At 72.0% G+C, this 19,389-nt stretch carries 18 protein-coding genes; 5 read left to right on the forward strand and 13 right to left on the reverse strand.

Going from position 1 to position 19,389, the window contains the following annotated elements:
* Positions 1-111: 111 nt before the first annotated feature.
* From AB0I67_RS22245 to glgP, 6 genes are all read right to left on the reverse strand, one after another.
* The gene (locus AB0I67_RS22245) at positions 112-1,041 is read right to left on the reverse strand and encodes an anti-sigma factor RsbA family regulatory protein (protein WP_357926562.1); all 930 of its coding nucleotides are present in this window, start codon (positions 1,039-1,041) and stop codon (positions 112-114) included.
* Positions 1,038-1,346 carry an STAS domain-containing protein gene (locus AB0I67_RS22250; RefSeq protein ID WP_357926564.1) on the reverse strand — a complete coding sequence of 103 codons (309 nt, stop codon included), beginning with the start codon at positions 1,344-1,346 and terminating at the stop codon, positions 1,038-1,040. Before AB0I67_RS22250 ends, AB0I67_RS22245 begins: the two co-directional genes overlap by 4 nt.
* A gap of 124 nt (positions 1,347-1,470) precedes the next feature.
* Entirely contained in the window at positions 1,471-2,241 is a 771-nt protein-coding gene (locus AB0I67_RS22255; RefSeq protein WP_357926567.1) for a DUF899 family protein, read from the reverse strand.
* A 123-nt stretch (positions 2,242-2,364) separates the two neighbouring features.
* Positions 2,365-2,526, reverse strand: a complete 162-nt coding sequence (locus tag AB0I67_RS22260) for a hypothetical protein (protein WP_357926569.1) — start codon at positions 2,524-2,526, stop codon at positions 2,365-2,367.
* Between the two features lie 77 nt (positions 2,527-2,603).
* Positions 2,604-3,473 (reverse strand): MurR/RpiR family transcriptional regulator, encoded by an 870-nt coding sequence (locus AB0I67_RS22265; RefSeq protein ID WP_357926571.1) that lies wholly within the window; start codon positions 3,471-3,473, stop codon positions 2,604-2,606.
* A 21-nt stretch (positions 3,474-3,494) separates the two neighbouring features.
* Positions 3,495-6,062 (reverse strand): alpha-glucan family phosphorylase, encoded by a 2,568-nt coding sequence (gene glgP, locus AB0I67_RS22270; protein ID WP_357926572.1) that lies wholly within the window; start codon positions 6,060-6,062, stop codon positions 3,495-3,497.
* 244 nt (positions 6,063-6,306) lie between these two features.
* On the opposite strand from glgP, the gene AB0I67_RS22275 reads away from it, so the two are divergent.
* The 3 genes from AB0I67_RS22275 to AB0I67_RS22285 are packed head-to-tail and all read left to right on the forward strand — an operon-like array spanning position 6,307 to position 11,592.
* Positions 6,307-8,526, forward strand: a complete 2,220-nt coding sequence (locus tag AB0I67_RS22275; protein ID WP_357926574.1) for an alpha-1,4-glucan--maltose-1-phosphate maltosyltransferase — start codon at positions 6,307-6,309, stop codon at positions 8,524-8,526.
* Positions 8,527-8,580: 54 nt separating this feature from the next.
* Positions 8,581-10,269 carry a maltose alpha-D-glucosyltransferase gene (gene treS / locus AB0I67_RS22280; RefSeq protein ID WP_357926576.1) on the forward strand — a complete coding sequence of 563 codons (1,689 nt, stop codon included), beginning with the start codon at positions 8,581-8,583 and terminating at the stop codon, positions 10,267-10,269.
* Between the two features lie 3 nt (positions 10,270-10,272).
* Positions 10,273-11,592, forward strand: a complete 1,320-nt coding sequence (locus AB0I67_RS22285) for an aminoglycoside phosphotransferase (protein ID WP_357926578.1) — start codon at positions 10,273-10,275, stop codon at positions 11,590-11,592.
* On the opposite strand, the gene AB0I67_RS22290 is transcribed toward AB0I67_RS22285, so the two are convergent.
* The 6 genes from AB0I67_RS22290 to AB0I67_RS22315 are packed head-to-tail and all read right to left on the reverse strand — an operon-like array spanning position 11,551 to position 17,011.
* Positions 11,551-11,973: a hypothetical protein gene (locus AB0I67_RS22290; RefSeq protein WP_357926581.1), complete on the reverse strand. Its 423-nt coding sequence runs from the start codon at positions 11,971-11,973 to the stop codon at positions 11,551-11,553. The genes AB0I67_RS22285 and AB0I67_RS22290 overlap by 42 nt on opposite strands.
* A 14-nt stretch (positions 11,974-11,987) precedes the next feature.
* A complete protein-coding gene (locus AB0I67_RS22295) occupies positions 11,988-13,172 on the reverse strand; it encodes an alpha/beta hydrolase (protein WP_357926584.1) in 1,185 nt (394 codons plus the stop codon).
* Positions 13,169-14,689: a S41 family peptidase gene (locus tag AB0I67_RS22300; protein ID WP_357926586.1), complete on the reverse strand. Its 1,521-nt coding sequence runs from the start codon at positions 14,687-14,689 to the stop codon at positions 13,169-13,171. The genes AB0I67_RS22295 and AB0I67_RS22300 overlap by 4 nt, the downstream gene beginning before the upstream one ends.
* Positions 14,686-15,741 (reverse strand): ABC transporter permease, encoded by a 1,056-nt coding sequence (locus tag AB0I67_RS22305; protein WP_357926589.1) that lies wholly within the window; start codon positions 15,739-15,741, stop codon positions 14,686-14,688. The genes AB0I67_RS22300 and AB0I67_RS22305 overlap by 4 nt, the downstream gene beginning before the upstream one ends.
* A complete protein-coding gene (locus AB0I67_RS22310; RefSeq protein WP_357926591.1) occupies positions 15,738-16,622 on the reverse strand; it encodes an ABC transporter ATP-binding protein in 885 nt (294 codons plus the stop codon). The genes AB0I67_RS22305 and AB0I67_RS22310 overlap by 4 nt, the downstream gene beginning before the upstream one ends.
* Positions 16,619-17,011 carry a GntR family transcriptional regulator gene (locus AB0I67_RS22315; RefSeq protein WP_357926594.1) on the reverse strand — a complete coding sequence of 131 codons (393 nt, stop codon included), beginning with the start codon at positions 17,009-17,011 and terminating at the stop codon, positions 16,619-16,621. Before AB0I67_RS22315 ends, AB0I67_RS22310 begins: the two co-directional genes overlap by 4 nt.
* 135 nt (positions 17,012-17,146) lie before the next feature.
* On the opposite strand from AB0I67_RS22315, the gene AB0I67_RS22320 reads away from it, so the two are divergent.
* On the forward strand, positions 17,147-17,968 hold the full coding sequence (locus AB0I67_RS22320; protein WP_357926598.1) for a metallophosphoesterase: 822 nt from the start codon (positions 17,147-17,149) through the stop codon (positions 17,966-17,968).
* On the opposite strand, the gene AB0I67_RS22325 is transcribed toward AB0I67_RS22320, so the two are convergent.
* Complete coding sequence (locus tag AB0I67_RS22325; protein ID WP_357926601.1) at positions 17,952-18,626, reverse strand: GntR family transcriptional regulator; 675 nt, start codon at positions 18,624-18,626, stop codon at positions 17,952-17,954. The genes AB0I67_RS22320 and AB0I67_RS22325 overlap by 17 nt on opposite strands.
* 79 nt (positions 18,627-18,705) lie before the next feature.
* Here AB0I67_RS22325 and AB0I67_RS22330 point away from each other — a divergent pair, with 79 nt between their 5' ends.
* The gene (locus AB0I67_RS22330) at positions 18,706-19,389 is read left to right on the forward strand and encodes a tyrosine-protein phosphatase (protein WP_357926604.1); all 684 of its coding nucleotides are present in this window, start codon (positions 18,706-18,708) and stop codon (positions 19,387-19,389) included.

A 19,389-nucleotide genomic window follows, 5' to 3' on the forward strand; every position in this document is an offset into this window, starting at 1 on the left:
ACCACACCAGCTCCGACATCAGCATCTAGAACGCCACCCCGATGTAGGACTGCCGGACCGGACCCCCGCCGTGCCGGCGTCGGCCCTGGGCCGCCGCCCCCCCGGCCGCGTTCACACCGTCAGGTAGAAGCGGATCGCGGTGCCGTCCTCGGTCGTGTGGACGCGCACCAGATCGGCCACGAAGTGCACCAGCATCAGGCCGCGGCCGCCGGTCTGGTCCTCGCGGCGCGGCCGGCGGCCGGCCAGCGGGTCGCTCAGCCGGCCCGCGTCCCTGACCTCGGCCACGACCTGGCCGGCTTCGGCCCAGATCGCCAGGGTGCCCCGGCCGCCGCCGTGCACCAGGCTGTTGGCCGCCAGCTCGCCCACGGCCAGCTCGGCGTCCAGCAGCCGCAGCCCGGTCAGCCCGAGCTCCTCGGCCCGCGTGGCCGCGAACGCCCGGACCGCCGACAGCGTGTCGGCGTCGAAGGCGAAGCGCGCCGCGTCGGCCGGGACCTGCAGCTCCTCGTTGTAGCGGGCGACGATCGCTTCCCAGTCGTAGGCGTCGCTGCGCTCCTCCCGGCCCCGGCTGATCAGGGTGGGATGGGTGAGCCGGGCGTCGGCCAGCACCTCGGCCGTGAGCTTCGACTCGTCGTACGGGCACAGGATGGTCGCCGCGCGGCCCTCGAAGGCGGCGTTGATCAGCGCCTCGTGCTGCGCGCACGCCGGGTACTCCACCGCGCTGCGCCCGGCCCAGATCGGCTCGCCGATGATCCGCACCCGCCGGTCGGCGTGCGAGTCGGCGAACTTCCGCAACACGCCCGGGATGATCCGCCCCGGGTTGCGGCCGGCCTCGGTCATGTCGAGGAACAGCAGCCCCTCGGCGTCCGGGCCGAGCCCGTCCTTGATCAACCGCAGGTTGGGGCCGGGCACCGCGACCGCGACCGGCTCGCCCTGGGCCAGGCCCGCACGGACGAAGGCCACCGTCTGCTCGGTGTAGTCGGCGGCGTCGCGGTAGAACAGCGCCGGATGCTCGAAGGTCTCCTCGACCGGCATCGCGTTCATCGCCCCGCCACCTCGATCCGGAGCTGCCCGGGCCACAGCAGGTCGAGGACCCGCGGAAGCTGGGGCGGCGGATGCTCGACCACCACGCGTCCGTCGGGCAGGTTCAGCGCGGTGATGGCCAGGGCGGTCACCCCGGCCACGTCGACGAACTCCACCGCGGACAGCTCCACGTACGACACGTCCCGATGCCCCCGGGCCAGCTCCGCCAGAGCCCGCTCCCAGGAGGGACGCGTCACCACGCTGATCTCGCCGCTCGCGCGGATACCGGCACGGCCGACCAACTGGCTCACCTCCAACACCGACATCCCGGTCTCCTCCATCTGGGGGGCGACTTCCGGTCCCGGGCCCCGGCCGGTGCAGGCGGGGGCGCACAGGGCGTCGGAGGAAGCCTACTTCCAGCCGGGTGGTGAACCGGTCCCGGTGGGCGAATCAGTGGTGGTGGCCGCTCCGGCCGAGGGTGTCGGCGGGCGTCACGCCGGGCCGCGTCCACTGCGGCGCCGGACGGCTGGCCGGGCCCCAGCCCGCCTCGCCGTGCGCGTCGGTGCGCCAGTACCAGCACGCGTGGCGTCCCTCCGGCCGGCCCTCGGGCTGGTCCTCCCACGCCTCGCCCCGGCCGTAGGGCGTCCGGTCCAGCAGGCCGAAGACCGGGTCGACCGGCTCGATGCCGCGGCCGGTCGTGGCGTAGGTGAGGAAGGTACGGTCGCCGTCGCGCAGGTAGGAGGTCAGGTGGCCCATCTCGCCGCCGACCGGCTCCGGCAGCCCGCGCACCGAGTACCACGGCTGGGTGTAGCCCATGAACTCCACGAAGGAGGCCACCTCGGGCCACTCCCCCGTGGTCAGGAAGGCGAAGGAGACTCCGCGGACGTTGAGGTAGACCGAGTCGCGCAGGTGCCAGGCGGTGACGGTGCAGCCCTCGCACTGGCCCTGGTGGGGCGCGCCGTCGTGCCACATGTGCTTGTAGACCACGAGTTCCTCGCGGCCCTGGAACAGGTCGATAAAGGGGACCGGCCCGTCCGGTCCGACCACCTTGGCCGTCCCGTCGAACTCCACCATCGGCAGCCGCCGGCGGGCGGCGGCGAGGGCGTCGCCCTCGCGGGTGTGGGCCTTCTCGCGGATCAGGAGTTCGTCCCGGGCGGCCTGCCAGGTGGCCAGGTCGACGACGGGCGGGCGGCCGGGCAGGTCGCCGGGCTGGTTCGTCATGGTGTCCTCCGTGATGTCGTCCCCCGGGCGGCGTCGAACGCCGCCCGGCGGCGGGTCATCGAGGAAGACTCGTGCCCCGGCCGGAACTCATCGCTCCGGCGGGCCCGGCTTCGCGGCGGCCGGTCAGGTGCGGCTCTTGGCCCAGCGGGTGACGAACATGACGGCGAGCGCGACACCGCCGATGATGAGCGCCCACTTGAGCAGGAAGAGCGCCACGCCCAGGATCGGTCCGATGAGCATGAGGGCGACGATGACGGCGGCGATGATGAGCAGGATGCGTGCCATGTCTTCGACCGTAGGGCTCCGCGGCCTCGAACGGGAGGTCCCGGGCCGGGGATCAGGGGGAAGTCAGGGTGTGACCCTTAGCGCTTCCGGACGAAGTCGGCCACCGCGTCCCGGGTGCTCTGCAGCGCGTCCTGGGAGGTCTCGTAGGTCCGCTGCGCCACCCCGACGAAGACGCAGTCGACCACGAGGAGCTGGCTGATCCGGCTGGCCAGCGCCCCGGGACGGAACTCGGTCTCGCGGCCGGCCGAGATCAGCACGTGCTCGGCGAGCTCGGCGATCGTGGAGCGCGGGTTGTTGGTGATCGCCACCGTGGTCGCCCCGGCCTCAGCCGCCCGGCGCAGCGGTTCGAGCACGTCGGGGGTCTCGCCCGAGGTGCTGATGCCGATCGCCACGTCACCGGGCTTGAGCAGGACGGCGCTGGTCAGGGCCAGGTGGGCGTCGTTGAAGGCGTGGCAGGACAGGCCGATGCGCATGAGCTTCTGCGCCATGTCCGCCGCCACGAGCCCCGAGGCGCTGACCCCGTAGGAGTCGATCCGGCGCGCCCCGGCGATGGCGTCGACGACCAGGCCGAGCCGTTCGGAGGTGAGCTGGGCGACGGTGTCGCTGATCGCCTCGGACTCCGCGCGCGACACCTTGAGGATGACCTCGGAGAGCGGGTCGTCGGGCGCGAGGTCGCCGGGCACCAGCCGGTCGGTCTGCGCCGCCGCGGCGGCCAGCGCGAGCCGCAGTTGCGGGTACCCGGCGAAGCCGAGCAGCCGCGCGGTGCGGACGATGGTGGCCTCGCTCGTGCCGGACGCGGCCGACAGCTCGGTGATGGTGCTCCGCGCCACGGTCGCCGGGTCCTCGAGGATGAGCTTGGCGACCGTCTGCGCGGCAGGCGTCAGGGACGGCAGCACCCCGCGCACGGTAGCAACGAGCGTGTCGGCGCGAGGGCTGTTGTCGTCCACGAATTGATTATGCGGCCTGTGTCACCTAAGTGTGCCGTTGGTCATACCAGCGGGTTCTTCCGGTACGGCGAGCAATCCGAGATCGGCGTGCGACGCCATGAGCGGATGGTCGGGGACGACCCGGACGGTGTACCCGAAAGCACCGGTGCGTTCGAGCGGCACCACCCCGGCGTAGTACGCCTTGCCGTCGTCGCCGTCGCTGACCGGCTCCAGCGTGAGGTAGGCCGGATGCAGCAGCTCGTCGTGCGCCCCCACCCGGCCGTAGGCCGCCTGGACCAGCACGTCGGACGGCCCCAGGTCACCGAGGTTGACCGTCGCCCGCAGCTCCACCGAGGCGCCCACCTCGGGCGTGTCGCCCACGCCGGAGGCCTCGACGTGCTCGACCCGCACGCCCGGCCAGGCCTGCGTGACGCGCATCCGCCAGGCGGCGAAGGCCCGGGCCTGGCTGTAGCCGTCGGCCGACAGCGCGCGGGCGGAGGAGGCGGCCGGCAGGTAGAGGCCGACGACGTAGTCGCGCAACATCCGCCCGGCCAGCACCTTGGGCCCGAGCGAGGCCAGGGTGTGCTTGACCATCTCCAGCCAGCGCCGCGGCAGCCCGTCGGCCGCGCGGTCGTAGAAGCGGTCGGCGACCTCGTGCTCGATGAGGTCGTAGAGCGCCCCGGCCTCCAGGTCGTCGCGGCGGTCGGCGTCGGCCACCCCGTCGGCGGTGGGGATCGCCCAGCCGTTGGTGCCGTCGTACCACTCGTCCCACCAGCCGTCGCGGATGGAGAGGTTGAGCCCGCCGTTGAGCGCCGACTTCATGCCCGAGGTGCCGGAGGCCTCCAAGGGCCGCAGCGGGTTGTTCAGCCAGACGTCGCAGCCCTGGACCAGGAGCTGGCCGAGTGCCATGTCGTAGTCGGGCAGGAAGACGATGCGGTGCCGTACGTCCTCGGCGTCGGCGAAGCGCACGATCTGCTGGATGAGCTTCTTGCCGCCCTCGTCGGCGGGGTGGGCCTTGCCGGCGATGAGGATCTGGACCGGCCGCTCCGGGTCGAGCAGCAGCTTGCGCAGCCGTACCGGGTCGCGCAGCATCAGCGTCAGCCGCTTGTAGGACGGCACGCGGCGGGCGAAGCCGATGGTGAGCACGTTCGGGTCGAGCGCCTCGTCGACCCAGCCGAGCTCGGCGTCGGAGGCGCCGCGGTCGCGCCACGACTGGCGCAGCCGGGTGCGGGCGCCCTCGATGAGCCGGTGGCGCAGCTTGCCGCGGATGGCCCAGATCTCCTCCTCGGAGATCTTCTGGACGCCCTCCCAGCCCTGCGAGCGGTCGATCAGCGACGGCAGCTCGCGCCCGGCGAGCTCCATGATCTCGCGGCCGACCCAGGTGGGCGCGTGCACGCCGTTGGTGATCGAGCCGATCGGCACCTCGTCGAGGTCGAAGCCGGGCCACAGGTCCTTGAACATCTCCCGGCTGACCTCGCCGTGCAGCTCGGAGACGCCGTTGACGCGCAGGCCCAGGCGCATGCCCATGGCGGCCATGTTGAAGCGGTTCGGGTCCTCCTCGGCGCCGAGCGCCAGGATGCGCTCGACCGGGACGGTCGGCCAGGCGTTGTCGCCGCCGAACTGCCGCTCGATGAGGTCCTTCGGGAAGCGGTCGATGCCGGCCGGCACCGGGGTGTGCGTGGTGAAGACCGTGCCGGCCCGGACCGCTTCGAGCGCCTCGTCGAAGGTGAGCCGGGCCTCGGTCAGCTCGCGGATGCGCTCCAGGCCGAGGAAGCCGGCGTGGCCCTCGTTGGTGTGGAAGACCTCGGGCTCGGGGTGGCCGGTCAGCTCGCAGTAGGCGCGGATGGCGCGCACGCCGCCGACGCCGAGCAGGAGCTCCTGCATCAGCCGGTGGTCGGTGCCGCCGCCGTACAGCCGGTCGGTGACGTCGCGGGCGGCGGAGTCGTTCTCCGCCACGTCGGAGTCGAGCAGCAGCAGCGGCACCCGGCCGACCTGCGCCACCCACACCTGGGCGTGCAGCGTGCGGCGCTCGGGCAGGCCGATGCGGATGCGCACGTCCTTCAGCAGGCTGAGCGGCAGGCCGCCGGGGTCGAGCGAGGGGTAGTGCTCCAGTTGCCAGCCCTCCGGCGAGAGGGACTGGGTGAAGTAGCCGTGGCGATACAGCAGTCCGACCGCGAGGATCGGCACGCCGAGATCGCTGGCGGCCTTCAGGTGGTCGCCGGCGAGGATGCCCAGGCCACCGGAGTACTGGGGCAACGCGGCGGCTATGCCGTACTCGGGCGAGAAGTAGGCGATCGCGGCGGCGGCGCCGGGCAGCGACTGGTACCAGCGCGGTGCGGTGATGTACTCGCGCAGGTCGTCGGCGGCGTCGGCCAGCCGTCTCAGGAAGCGCCGGTCCTGGGCCAGCTCGCGCAGTCTGGCCGGGTCGACGGCGCCCAGCAGCGCCACCGGGTCGTGGCCCACGCGCTCCCACAGCACGGGATCGACGGAGGCGAACAGATCTGTCGTCTCCGGGTGCCAGGACCAGCGCAGATTGTGCACGAGCTCGCCGAGGGCGGCCAGCTCCGAGGGCAGGACGGTGCGGACGGTGAACCTGCGGATTGCTCTCACGGTTAACGACCCTATGACTTCCGGGGGACTCCGGATCTGTCTTTCACCCCCGACACCGCGCTCAAACACCCGCCGGCCGACATCGCCGTCGCGTCTCACGCTTCGAGACCGACGCGCGGGGGAGGCATAGAGCCGGAGCTTCGGGGCAACTCACCCAATATGCCCGGGTTCCGCAGCCGCTCAGCATGAAGTGCGAGGATCAAGTAGACCAGCCGCGGAGTCGACCAGGAGAGATCAAAGACCCATGATCGGACGTATCCCCATTTCGGACATCCAGCCGGTGGTCGACTGCGGGCGATGGCCCGCGAAGGCGGTGGCCGGCGAGACCTTCGACATCAGCGCCACCGTCTTCCGCGAGGGCCATGACGCGGTGGCCGCCGGGGTGGTGCTCATCGCGCCCGGTGGGGAGCAGCTCCGCCTGAAACCGATGCGCGAGCTCGCCCCCGGGACCGACCGCTGGGGCGTCACGGTCAGCCTGCCCGAGGAGGGCGACTGGCAGTTCCGGGTCGAGGCTTGGAGCGATCCGCTGGGGACGTGGCTGCACGACGCCGCGATCAAGATCCCGCGCGGGCTGGACGTGGACCTCATGTGCGAGGAGGGCGCCCGGCTGTTCGAGCGGGCCGCGCAGGCCGTACGGCAGGACGACTGCCCCGCCTTCCAGAACGGCAAGCGCCCCGCCGTCCGGCCCCCCACGTCCAAGACCACAGCCACCTCTTCGGCAGCCGCCGCCTCATCCGCCTCCCCCACCGCCGCCGCCACCTCGTCGGCAGCCGCCGCCTCATCCTCCCCCTCCTCCACGGCAGCCGCGGCCAAGGGACGAGCGGGTACGGCGGGCCAAGGCGACGGCGAGGCCCCCTGCGGCCACCGCGCCGCCCTCCTGGCGGTCGCCTCCACCCTGCGGGACGAGACGCTCGACCCCCGCGCCAGGCTGTCGGTAGCCCAGCTCCCGGAGACCGCCGAACTGCTGGCCGCCCACCCCCTGCGCGACCTGGTGACCGAGGCCGAGCCCAGGCGCGTCCGGGTCGACCGCCGCCGCGCGCTGTACGGCTCGTGGTACGAGTTCTTCCCCCGGTCGGAAGGCGCGATCGTGGAGGAGTCCGGGGTCACCAAGTCCGGGAACTTCCAGACCGCCGCCAAGCGCCTGCCCGCCGTCGCCCGGATGGGCTTCGACGTGGTCTACCTGCCCCCCATCCACCCGATCGGCCGCAGCTTCCGGAAGGGCCCGAACAACACCCTGACCCCCGGCCCCGACGACCCCGGCTCGCCGTGGGCGATCGGCAGCGAGGACGGCGGCCACGACGCGATCCACCCCGACCTGGGGACGATCGCCGACTTCGACGCCTTCGTCGCCCGCGCGAAGGAGCTCGGCCTGGAGGTGGCGCTCGACTTCGCGCTGCAGTGCGCCCCCGACCACCCGTGGGTCAAGGAGCACCCCGAGTGGTTCAACATCCGCGCCGACGGCACGATCGCCTACGCCGAGAACCCGCCGAAGAAATACCAGGACATCTACCCGCTCAACTTCGACAGGGACCCCGAGGGCATCTACGCCGAGATCCGCCGGGTGCTGCGGCACTGGATGGACCACGGCGTGCGGATCTTCCGGGTGGACAACCCGCACACCAAGCCGGTCAGCTTCTGGGAGCGGCTGATGGCCGACATCCACGCGACCGACCCGGACGTGCTGTTCCTGTCGGAGGCCTTCACCCGCCCGGCGATGATGCGCGCCCTGGCCAAGGTGGGCTTCCACCAGTCGTACACCTACTACACCTGGAAGAACTCCAAGAGCGACGTCGAGGACTACCTCGCCGAGCTGTCCCACGAGACCTCGGCCTACCTGCGGCCCAACCTCTTCGTGAACACGCCGGACATCCTGCACGAGTACCTGCAGCACGGCGGCGTGCCGGCCTTCAAGATCCGCGCGGTGCTCGCCGCCCTGACCGGCCCGAGCTGGGGGGTGTACGCGGGCTACGAGCTCGCCGAGAACCAGCCGGTACGGCCCGGCAGCGAGGAATACCTCGATAGTGAGAAATATCAGTACAGACCGCGCGATTGGGAAGCGGCGGAACGAGAAGGCAGAAGTCTCGCGCCCTTCATCACGCATCTGAATTTGTTCCGAAGAGCCCACCCGGCCCTCCAGGAATTGCGTAACCTTTACTTCCACAGGATCGACCAACCGGACATGGTCTGCTTCTCCAAGCGGCTGCCCGGCGCCTACGATCCGGCCACACGACGGCACGGACTGGGCGACGTTGTCCTAGCGGTCGTCAATCTAGACCCACACCACACCCACGAGGCGACCGTCGAGCTGGACATGCCCGCTCTGGGTCTGGACTGGAACGCGCAGTTCGTCGTAGACGACGAACTCTCCGGCGAGACCTACCACTGGCGTCAGCACAACTACGTGCGCCTCGACCCCCACATCCACCCGGCTCACATCTTCACGGTGCGAGCCGGGAATCGGTAGATCTTCACACGAACCACTCCGGGGAGGCTTCAACGTGTCTGAAAGCGCTGAAACATGAGCTCCGCCCCCATTCCCAACACCTTCGACGAGGACAAGCCCCGCGATCCGTACTGGTACAAGCGCGCGGTCTTCTACGAGGTGCTCATCCGGGGGTTCAAGGACTCCAACGGCGACGGCACGGGCGACATCAAGGGCCTGATCAGCAAGCTCGACTACCTGCAGTGGCTCGGTGTCGACTGCCTCTGGCTGCTGCCGCTGTACGAGTCCCCGCTGCGCGACGGCGGGTATGACATTTCCGATTTCATGAAGATCCTCCCGGAGTTCGGCGATCTGGGAGACTTCGTGAAGCTGGTCGACGAGGCGCACAAGCGTGGCATGCGCGTCATCGCCGACCTGGTCATGAACCACACCAGTGACGCCCACCCCTGGTTCCAGGCCAGCCGGCACGATCCGGAAGGGCCCTACGGCGACTTCTACGTCTGGTCCGACACCGACGAGCTGTACCAGGACGCCCGGATCATCTTCGTCGACACCGAGTCCTCCAACTGGACCTACGACCCGGTGCGCGGGCAGTACTTCTGGCACCGCTTCTTCAGCCACCAGCCGGATCTCAACTACGAGAACCCGCGGGTGCAGGAGGCGATGCTGGAGGTGCTGCGCTTCTGGCTCGACCTGGGCATCGACGGGTTCCGCATGGACGCCATCCCCTACCTGTTCGAGGAGGACGGCACCAACTGCGAGAACCTGCCGCGCACCCACGAGTACCTCAAGCGGGTCCGGGCCGAGGTGGACCGGATCTATCCCGACCGGGTGCTGCTCGCCGAGGCCAACCAGTGGCCGAGCGACGTCGTGGAGTACTTCGGCGACCCGGTCGGCGGAGGTGACGAATGTCACATGGCGTTCCACTTCCCGCTGATGCCGCGCATCTTCATGGCCGTGCGCCGGGAATCCCGCTACCCCATTTCCGAAATTCTCGCCCAAACCCCGAAAATTCCGGAACATTGCCAGTGGGGGATCTTCCTCCGGAACCACGATGAGCTGACGCTCGAAATGGTGACCGACGAAGAACGCGACTACATGTACACCGAATACGCGAAAGATCCTCGCATGCGGGCGAATGTCGGCATCCGCCGCCGTCTGGCCCCCTTGCTGGAGAACGATCGCAATCAGATCGAGCTCTTCACGGCGCTCCTCCTCAGCCTTCCGGGCAGCCCCGTGCTGTACTACGGCGATGAGATCGGCATGGGGGACAACATCTGGCTCGGTGACCGCGACGGCGTGCGCACCCCCATGCAGTGGACGCCCGACCGCAACGCCGGGTTCTCCGACTGCGACCCGGGCCGCCTCTACCTGCCGACGATCATGGATCCGATCTACGGCTACCAGGGGCTCAACGTAGAGGCGCAGCAGAAGAACGCCGGTTCCCTGCTGCACTGGACGAAGCGGATGATCGACATCCGCAAGCGTCACCCCGTGTTCGGCCTGGGCGAGTTCACCGAACTGAACTCCAGCAACCCGAGCGTGCTGGCCTTCGTCCGCGAGCTGGGCGACGACCGCATCCTCTGCGTCAACAACCTCAGCCGCTTCCCCCAGCCGGTCGAGCTGGACCTGCGGCGTTTCACCGGCGTCTCACCGGTCGAGACGATGGGCGGCGTGCCTTTCCCACCGATTGGCGAGCTTCCGTATCTTTTGACGCTTCCTGGGCATGGTTTCTACTGGTTCACCCTGCCGCCCTTGGAGTAGCCGATGATCGAGGATCTCCTTGCCCGCTGGATCCCCCATCAACGATGGTTCGCGGGCAAGGGGCGTCCCATAGACACCCTCCGTGTCGAGACCGACACACCCCTGCGGGACGGGTTGCGGCATCTGATCCTCGCCGTCCGGCAGGGCGGCTCGGTCGAGCGCTACCAGCTCCTTCTCGGCGAGCGCCGGGACCTGCCCGACCGCCTCCGGCACGCCCGCATCGCCGACGACCTGTTCGACGCGGCGCACGATCCCGACTCCACGCACCTGCTCCTGGTCGCGATGGCCGGCGGTGAGGACCACGGCCCGCTGCGCTTCCGCCACCTGCCCGGGGTGGAGATCGACACCTCGCCGCGCAGCCTCGTGCTCGGGGCCGAGCAGTCCAACACCTCGCTGGTGTACGGCGACGCCTACATCTGCAAGCTGTTCCGCCGCCTGACGCCCGGCGCCAACCCGGAGCTGGAGATCACCCGGGCGCTGGCCGAGCGGCGGGCCAAGCACATCGCCGAGCCGTACGGGTGGATCGAGACCGAGCTGGACGACGAGCCCACCACCCTGGCGATCATGCAGCAGTTCCTGTCCACCGCCAACGACGGCTGGGACCTCGCCCTGGCCAGCGTGCGCGACCTGTACGGCTCGCTGCCCGGCATGGACCCGGGCCAGGCGGGCGGCGACTTCAGCGCCGAGGCCTGCCGGCTGGGCGCGGCCACCGCGGAGATCCACCGCGAGCTGGCCGCCGCCTTCCCGACCGACGTGGTCGAGCCGGCCGAGGTCAAGCGCATGGTCGAGGCCTTCCAGCGCAACCTCGAACGGATGGTCGCCGAGGTCCCCGAGCTCGGCCCCTACGCCCCGGCGGTCGAGACGGCCTTCCGCGAGGTCGAGGAGCGCACCGGCGTGGTCCCGGTCCAGCGAGTGCACGGGGACTACCACCTCGGCCAGGTCATGCGGACCGCCACCGACTGGATCATCCTCGACTTCGAGGGCGAGCCCGGCCAGCCGCTCGCCGAGCGCCGCGCCCTGGCCTCACCGCTGCGTGACGTGGCCGGGATGCTCCGCTCCTTCGACTACGCCGCCCGCCACCTGCTGCTCGACCACCCGAATCCGGAGGAGCTGGAGGAGCGGGCCGCCGGCTGGACCGCCCGCAACCGGGAGGCCTTCCTCGACGGCTACACCCGGGGCGGCGGCCGCTTCACCGACGCCGACGCGGCGCTGCTGCGGGCCCTGGAGTACGGCAAGGCCGTCTACGAGGTCGGTTACGAGGCCCGCAACCGCCCGCACTGGCTACCCATCCCGCTGGCCGCCTTCGGCCGCCCCCTCACGTAAGTCGGCGGCCGAGCACGCCGCCCACACGCCGAGGAACACGATGGAGGGCAACCCGGCCAGGGTTCCCAGGCTGAAGAGCTCCGCGCCGAGGAGTCCGAAGGCGATCGTGGCCGGAATCACCCCGAGCAGCGAGAGAAAGATCAGCCAGCCGTACCGGACGGTCGTCCTCCGCCACCGCCCGTCCGCCGCCTGGGCACGGAAGAGCACGATGTACCAGGCGAGGTGCCAAAGGGAACCGAGGAGGCCGAGCGGGGTCGGAATCTCCTCGTAGAACGTGAAGAGGACCGAGGTGACGGCGACGAGCACGCCGAGCACAAGCAGGTTCCGCCGGCGCAGGACCAGGAAGAACAGCACCCCCAGGGCGGCGAACGCGTCCTCCACCCCACCCTACGGCCTCACCTGCAGCTCTTCGCCGCCACCGAGCAGAAGGTGACCTCGGGGTAGGCCGCCGACCGCCCTTCCAGCAGCGGGCCGGGGCGGTCCCGCAGGTGCCGGTCGAGGAAGGCGGTCACGTAGGTCCGGGTGAGCTCGACCGCGCGCGGCCCGGTCAGGACGGCGGTGGAGCTCAGCCCGAGGGCGGTCCCCATCAGCGGGGTGTCGGTGAAGCTCTGGTGCTCGCCCCCGCTGAACACCAGCCAGCGCTTCCAGCCGGTGAGCAGCTTCCAGTCGCGCTCCCAGGACAGGTCCCGGCCGCCGGGGGTGTGCGCGGGGTTGCCGAGGAAGAGGACGGGCCGCGCCAGGCCGGTTTTCGGGATACGGGCGTAGGTCGTGCCGTCCATGTTGACCCCGGCGCGCACGCGCGGGTCACCGGTCATCGCGGCGATCGTGCTCGCGCCGCCGAGCGACTGGCCGACCATGGCGATCCGGCCGGGATCGATCAGGCCGGAGCCGGACCAGGCCGAGCCGGTGAGCCGGTCGAGCACGAAGGAGACGTCGGCGGCCCGCGACCGGACCACGCGGGACTGGAAGCCGAAGTCGGTGTCGAAGTCGCAGGCCACGCACTCGGCGATGCGCCCGTCGGCCAGCGTGGTGGCGTAGCTCTCGTAGGTGTGGTCGATGCCGGCCACCACGTAGCCCTGGCTGGCCAGCTCCTCCGCCAGCGCGGTGAGCGTGCTGACCGGCTTGGTCCAGCCGGGCGACAGCACCACGAGCGGGAGGCTCCCCGGCTCGCCCGCCGGGGGCGCGTCCTTGATCGCGTGGGTTCTGGTCCGGCTCAGCACGTCCCACGCCGCGGCGGTGCCCACGCGGCCGCCCTTGAGCAGGAGCTCCGACTCCTTGGCACTCATGTACGGCGCAGCCGCCCCCTCCCGAGTCCTGGCCGGGTACCAGAGGGTGACCCGGAGGGCTCGCGCGCCCGCGGCGGGTTCCCAGGGGTCGGTCCGTGAGCGGTCGGTGAGGTGCAGGATGTCGTGGCCCACGGGGTGCCGCCCGGTGGGGGCGGGCAGGGCGGCCACCCCGCTGGGCCTGGGCGTGGGGCTGGCCGGGACGGCCGAGCGCGGCTGGACCGGGGCGGTGCAGGCGGAGGCGGCGAGCACGACGGCGAGCGCGAGCGCGCGGCAGGTGATCGACGTGGACTTCATGACGGGCCCCCGGTAAAGGTGCTGCCCAGCAAGGACAGGGCCCGGTCCACCGCGGGGTCACGGCCGGCGGCGACGTCGGCGGCGGTCAGCGGCAGGTGGACGTCGGGCGGGACGCCGATCCGGTCGATCTCCTCGCGGCGCGGGCCGAGGAAGTGCGTGGCCGGGAGCCCCAGCGTGGTGCCGTTGCTGAGGAAGTAGGTAGCCGGCAGGCCGAAGACGACGCCGGCGGTCCGGGTGCCGACCAGCTTGCCCAGCCCGTGCGCCCGCACCGCGGAGGCGAAGTGGTCGCACGCCGAGGCGCACCCGCGGTCGGTCAGCACGACCAGGGGCAGCCCGAGCAGCGCGACCGTGTCGTCGGTCCGCATCTCGCGGCACTCGCCGTCGGGGGTGCACTGGTGGCCGGTGACCTTGCCGTGGGCGAAGGCGCCGAGCAGCCGGTTGACCTCCACGGGCGAGCCGCCGGTGTTGCCGCGCAGGTCGAGGACGACGCCGCCGAGGCTGCGGCCGGCCCGCATCCGGGCCAGGACGCGGAAGACGCGGTCGGCGACCTGCGGGGCGAACGCCGCCACCCGGAGGTAGGCGACGCGCTCCCCCAGCAGCTTGGCGGTCACCCCTTGGAGCAGGGCGAGGTCCGGTTGGAACAGGCCGGGCCGCAGCTCCACGGTCCAGCGGCGGCCGGTGGACTCGCGGCGCAGGCCGAGCCGTACCGGCCGGGTGTCAGGGTAGGCGGGATAGAGGGCGGCGACCGCGCCCGCGTCGACCCGGCCGCCCGCGAAGGGCGGCCGGCCGTCGACCGATTCGATCACGTCGCCGGGGCGCAGCCCGGCCTCGCGCGCTGCGCCGCCGAGCACGGTGGCGACGTACAGCGGGGGCTGCGCGCCGCCCCGGTCGTCCTGGGCCTGGGGACCGCTGAGGTTGGCGCGCAGGCCGAGCCCGTACAGGTCGCCGTTGTAGGCGTCGGGGTTGCGCGGCGGCGCGTCGTGGGTCCAGGTGGTGTGGTTCGTGCCGAGGTGGCCGAGCATGGCTTCGAGGGTGGCCACGGCCAGTTTCCCGGTCAGCTCCTCCGGCAGGCCGGCGGCCAGGGTGCGGAAGGCGGCCTCGAAGCTCTTCCAGTCGGTCCAGCGCTCGCCGGTCAGCGGGGGCATGGAGGCGGCGGCCACGTCCCGGTCGTTGCGGTTGAGCTCCAGGGTCAGCCCGGCGAAGCCGGCGGTGAGCAGGGCCCGGGCGTCGAGGGTGGCGCCGCTGTAATGGTGGGCCAGGACGCAGTAGTAGGCCTCTTCGACGACGTCGATGGTGGTGGGCGTCTCGGCGGGCGGCGTCACGCCACGCTGGGGCGGCCGGCAGGTGGACATCCCGGCTCCGGCGACCGGGGTGCCGCCGGCCTGGCTGCGCGGGGGCTCCGGCGCGGTGCACGCCGCCGCCAGCACCAGCACGAAGCCCGCCGCGGCGGCCCTGACACCCCCTGCCGCGGCTGCCCGGGCGCGCGCCGGCCCGGCCGCGGGGCCTCGGGGGCTCATGAGGCCCGCCGCCTGATGAGCCAGAAGGACAGCCAGGCCAGCCCCGCGGTGAACAGCGCGTAGATCCCGGTCTCGATCCACTGGAAGGGCCAGAACGCGCTGGTCGGGTGGTAGGTCACCGCCTGCCGGTAGCCCAGCCGGTTGAGCTCGGCGAAGCACGCCGCCATGGGGTCGGCACGGCCGGCCTCGGGCGGCGGGCCGCTCGGCGTGCAGGCCAGGGCGAGGTCACCGCTCAGCGAGATGGCCTCGCCCTCGGCCATCACCCGGCCCGCCGGGTCGGCCAGCCGGCTGGACAGCACCCAGGCCCCCGTGTCGGTGGGCACCTGGTTGCGCAGGTGCAGCCCGAGCCCGTCGGCCTCACGGCTGAAGCCGTCCACGTTGGCGGCGGTCAGCTCGACGCTCGCCCGGATCGGCGGCTGCAGGTGCGGCCGGACCAGCAGCGGCACGGCGAGCTGCACGCCGGTGAAGATCAGCAGGGTGAGCGCCATCGCGGCGAGCGTACGGCGGGCCAGCAGGCCGACCACGATGCCGAGCACGAAGCCGAAGGCCGCATAAGCCATGGGGACGATCCCCCGCGCGTCGAACACCAGCGGGCTCATCAGCGCCCACCCGTCGTCCGCCGACCGGTCCAGCGGGCCGGACCACCAGGTCACCGCCAGGCCGAGCAGGCAGGTGGCGGCCATGACGACCAGGCCGATGAGCGCCAGCTTGACCGCGAGCCAGCGGGTGCGGGTGACGCTCTGGTTCCAGACCAGCAGGTGGGTGCCCGACTCCAGCTCACGGGTGATCAGCGGCGCGCCCCAGAAGAGCCCGACCAGGGCGGGCAGGAGCAGCGCGACGAGCGTGACGCTCAGGAAGGCGAGATCGTGCTTGCCGAAGAAGGCGGAGTAGAAGCGGTCGCACCGCCCGTTGACGGCGCAGTCGGCGATTCCGGCCGCGTATTCGTCGGCCAGGCCGGGCCCGGTGAGGACGAGCATGAGACCGACCGCGGTGAGCACGGCGCCCATCAGTGCGGCCGAGCCGCGGAACTGACGCCAGGTGAGCCAGATCATCGCCGCACCTCCAGGGTGACGCGCTCGCGGGCCGGGACGGGTTCGGCCATGTAGGCCAGGACCAGGTCCTCCAGGGTGAGCGGGGTGACCGTCCAGGCGGGGTCGTGGATCGGCGCCTCGGTGCGGATCACGAAGGTGCTCTGCCGCTCGGTGTGCTGCGCGGAGACCACGTGGTGCTCCGGCGGCAGGTGGTCGCGGCGCGGCCCGGTGAGCCGGTGGTGGCAGGCGAGCAGCCGGTCGGTCTCGCCGGCCACCCGGACTCGCGAGTCGATCAGGACGACCAGGTAGTCGCAGGTGCGTTCCAGGTCGGAGACCAGGTGGGAGGAGAGCAGCACGCTGAGCTCGTGCTCGGCCACCGCCTCCATCAGGCCCTGGAGGAACTCGCGGCGGGCCAGCGGGTCGAGCGCGGCCACCGGTTCGTCCAGGATCAGCAGGTCGGGGCGCTTGGCCAGGCCCAGGGTGAGGGCGAGCTGGGCGCGCTGGCCGCCGGAGAGCCGGCCCGCGCGCTGCTTCGGGTCGAGGCCGAGCCGGGCGGTCCGGTCGTGCGCCAGGCCGGCGTCCCACGCGGGGTTGAGCCCGGCTCCGAGCCGCAGGTGCTCGGCGACGGTGAGGCCGGCGTAGACGGGGGTGTCCTGCGCGACGAAGCCGACCCGGGCGAGCTGCCCGGGGCCGGCGCCCGGGGTGCCGCCCAGCACGCTGATGGTTCCGGCCGTCGGGGCGAGCTGGCCGCCGGCCAGCTTCAGCAGGGTGGTCTTGCCGGCGCCGTTGGGGCCCACCAGGCCGACCACGTGACCGGCCGGGATCTCCAGGCCGCAGTGCCGCAACGCCCACCGCCGGCCGTACCTCTTGCCCAGGTCCTGGGCGGCTAAGACGGGGTTCACGCTATGTCCTCCTGAGCGTCGGCCCGAAAGGTGGTCATGAAGAGCGCCTCGATGCTCTCGTCGTCGAGTCCCGCCTGGCGGGCCTTGGTCATCCAGCGCTGGAGCTCGCGGCGCAGGGGGGCCTGCGCGGCGAAGGCGGTGCCGGTCAGCGTGCGGGTGACGAAGGTGCCGAGGCCGGGGCGGGCGGCGACCAGGCCGTCGTGCTCCAGCTCGCGGTAGGCCTTGAGCACGGTGTTGGGGTTGATCGCGAGCTGCGCGACCACGTCCTTGACCGTGGGGAGCTGGTCGCCCTCCCGCAGCAGGCCGAGCCGGAGGGCGTGCCGTACCTGCTGCTTGAGCTGGAGGTACGGCGAGACGCCCGACCGGCCGTCCAGGTGGAACCGGATCATTGGCTTTCTCCATTTATCTAATGTCCTAGTACATTAAGACGCTAGATGTATGGCGGTTGTTAGCGCAATCCGCGTTTCGCCGCCCGGTCATATAGATGACTCGTGGCGTTCGCCCGGCTCGGCGAGCGTGGCGGGATGAGTACCTACACGCTGCTGCATCTCACCGACGTGCACATCACTCCAGGCGGCCTGCTGCACGGCGCCGCCGACTCGCTCGCCGCGCTGCGCTCCGCGGTGGCCGCGGCGAGCGCCTCCGGCACGCCGATCGACGCGCTCGTACTCTCCGGCGACCTGGCCGACCAGGGTGACGAGGCGTCCTACCGGACGCTCCGCGAGGTGGTCGAGGGCTCCGGACTGCCGATGATCGCCGCGATGGGCAACCACGACGAGCGCGCGGCCTTCCGTTCGGCGCTGCTCGGCGAGGAGCCGTCTGACGAGCCGTACGACCGGGTGAGCTGGATCCGCGGGCTGCGCGTGGTGACGCTGGACAGCACCGTGCCGGGCGCCCACCACGGGGAACTGGACGAGGCGCAGCTCGACCGGCTGGCCGGGGTGCTGGCCGAGCCCGCGCCGGACGGCACCGTGCTGGTGCTGCACCACCCGCCCATCCGCAGCGTGCTGCCGCTGATGGACGGCATCGGGCTGCGCGAGCCGGAGAAGCTGGCCGGGGTGCTGGCCGGCACGGATGTCCGGCTGGTGCTGGCCGGGCACACCCACTCGGCGACCTGGGGGACGCTGGCGGGCATCCCGGTGTGGGTGGGGCCGGGCAACGCCTACGGGGCCGACACGCTGCCGCCCGCCGGGATCACCCGCGCGCTGAACGTGCAGGCGTTCACCCGGATCGACCTCGGGCCGGACGGGCCGCTGATCACCGTGGTGCCGCTGACCCAGGCGCCGCCGGTGTACGAGCTCGCCACGGAGCGGCTACTGAGCCATCTGGTCAGTCATAGCGGGTGACGAAGGAGACCAGGTCGCCCCGGCAGCGCCGGACGATGTGGCAGAGGGGTTCGCCGGCCCGCCGGACGAGCCCCTCGCGCACGAGGATCGGGCTGCCCGGCTCGACCCCGAGCAGTTCGGCGTCCTCCAGCCCGGCGAGGTCGGCCGAGACGGCGTGCCAGGCGTACTCGAAGGGTTCGAGGGCGCCGAGCACGCTGCCCTGCCAGGCGAAGCCGTCCTGCGGGGCCAGGTGGTAGCGGCTGGAGACGCCCGCCCCGCCGTCGAGGCCGAGCAGTGTGACGACCTCCAGGACGTCGGCGCCGGTCAGGCCCAGGTGCGCGGCGGCCACCGGATCGGGCACGTGGCCCTGCCGGACCGGCCGCTCCTCGGTGAAGACGCCCTCCAGGTCGGCCGGGCGGTGCCGCCGGGTGGCCGGGTCCACGGTGACCTCGACGCGGCGCGGCAGCAGGCGGACGAAGCTGCCCGCGCCGTGCCGGGTCTCGACCAGGCCGGTGCGGCGCAGTTCGAGCACGGCCTGCCGGGCGGTGAGGCGGTGCACGCCGTACTCCCTGGCCAGCGCGTCCTCCGTGGGGAGCTGCTGGCCGGGGCGGAGCTCGCCCTGCCGGATGAGGTCGCCGAGCCGCCGGGCGATGACTCGGTAGCGGGCTTCACGCGGCATGGAAGTCACCTTAGAGGATTGCACCGAAGTTCATTTTTCCGACATTTCACCGTTCATCGGCGACTCATATAGATGACTCATGCCTCTTCTGAACCTCCGTGACGTCGGCCTGTCCACCGGCCGCGTCCGTCCGGGTGTGCTCTTCCGTTCGGCTCAGCCGCAGGGCGCCGGTGCCGCCGAGTTGCCCGCCGAACTCGACGCCGTGCGTCTCGTCGTCGATCTGCGGGCCGAACCCGAGCGGGTCCACGGTGACTGGGCCGAGCTGCCCGGCGTCGCCGTCGTCCGGCTGGGCGGCGAGGGCTCGCCCACCGGGATGGCCGAGCTGCCGCCCGGGCTGACCCTGGGCGAGCTGTACGTCCTGCTCCTGCGGCACCGCGCCGCCTGGTTCGCCCGGGTGGTCGCCGAGCTCGCCGGGCCGGGCGGGCTGCCCGCGCTGGTGCACTGCGCGGCCGGCAAGGACCGCACCGGGCTGGTCGTGGCGCTCGTGCTCGACCTGGTGGGCGTCGAGCACGAGGCGATCGTCGCCGACTACCTGAGGACCGGCGAGCAGCTCCCGCAGGTGCTCGCCGCGCTGCCCACGGCCGGGGCGCCCGCCGCCTTCCTGGAGGCCCCCGAGGAGGCCATCCGCGCGGCCCTCGCGGCGCTGCGCGAGGCCGGCGGCGCCCAGGCCCTGCTCGCCCCGCACGGCCTCGCCCCCGCCCACGTGGACCGCCTGCGAACCGCCCTCACCGGCGCTCCGGCACTTGCCCCGCTGGCCGGCTGA

Source organism: Nonomuraea sp. NPDC050310 (assembly GCF_040655795.1).
Lineage (GTDB): Bacteria > Actinomycetota > Actinomycetes > Streptosporangiales > Streptosporangiaceae > Nonomuraea.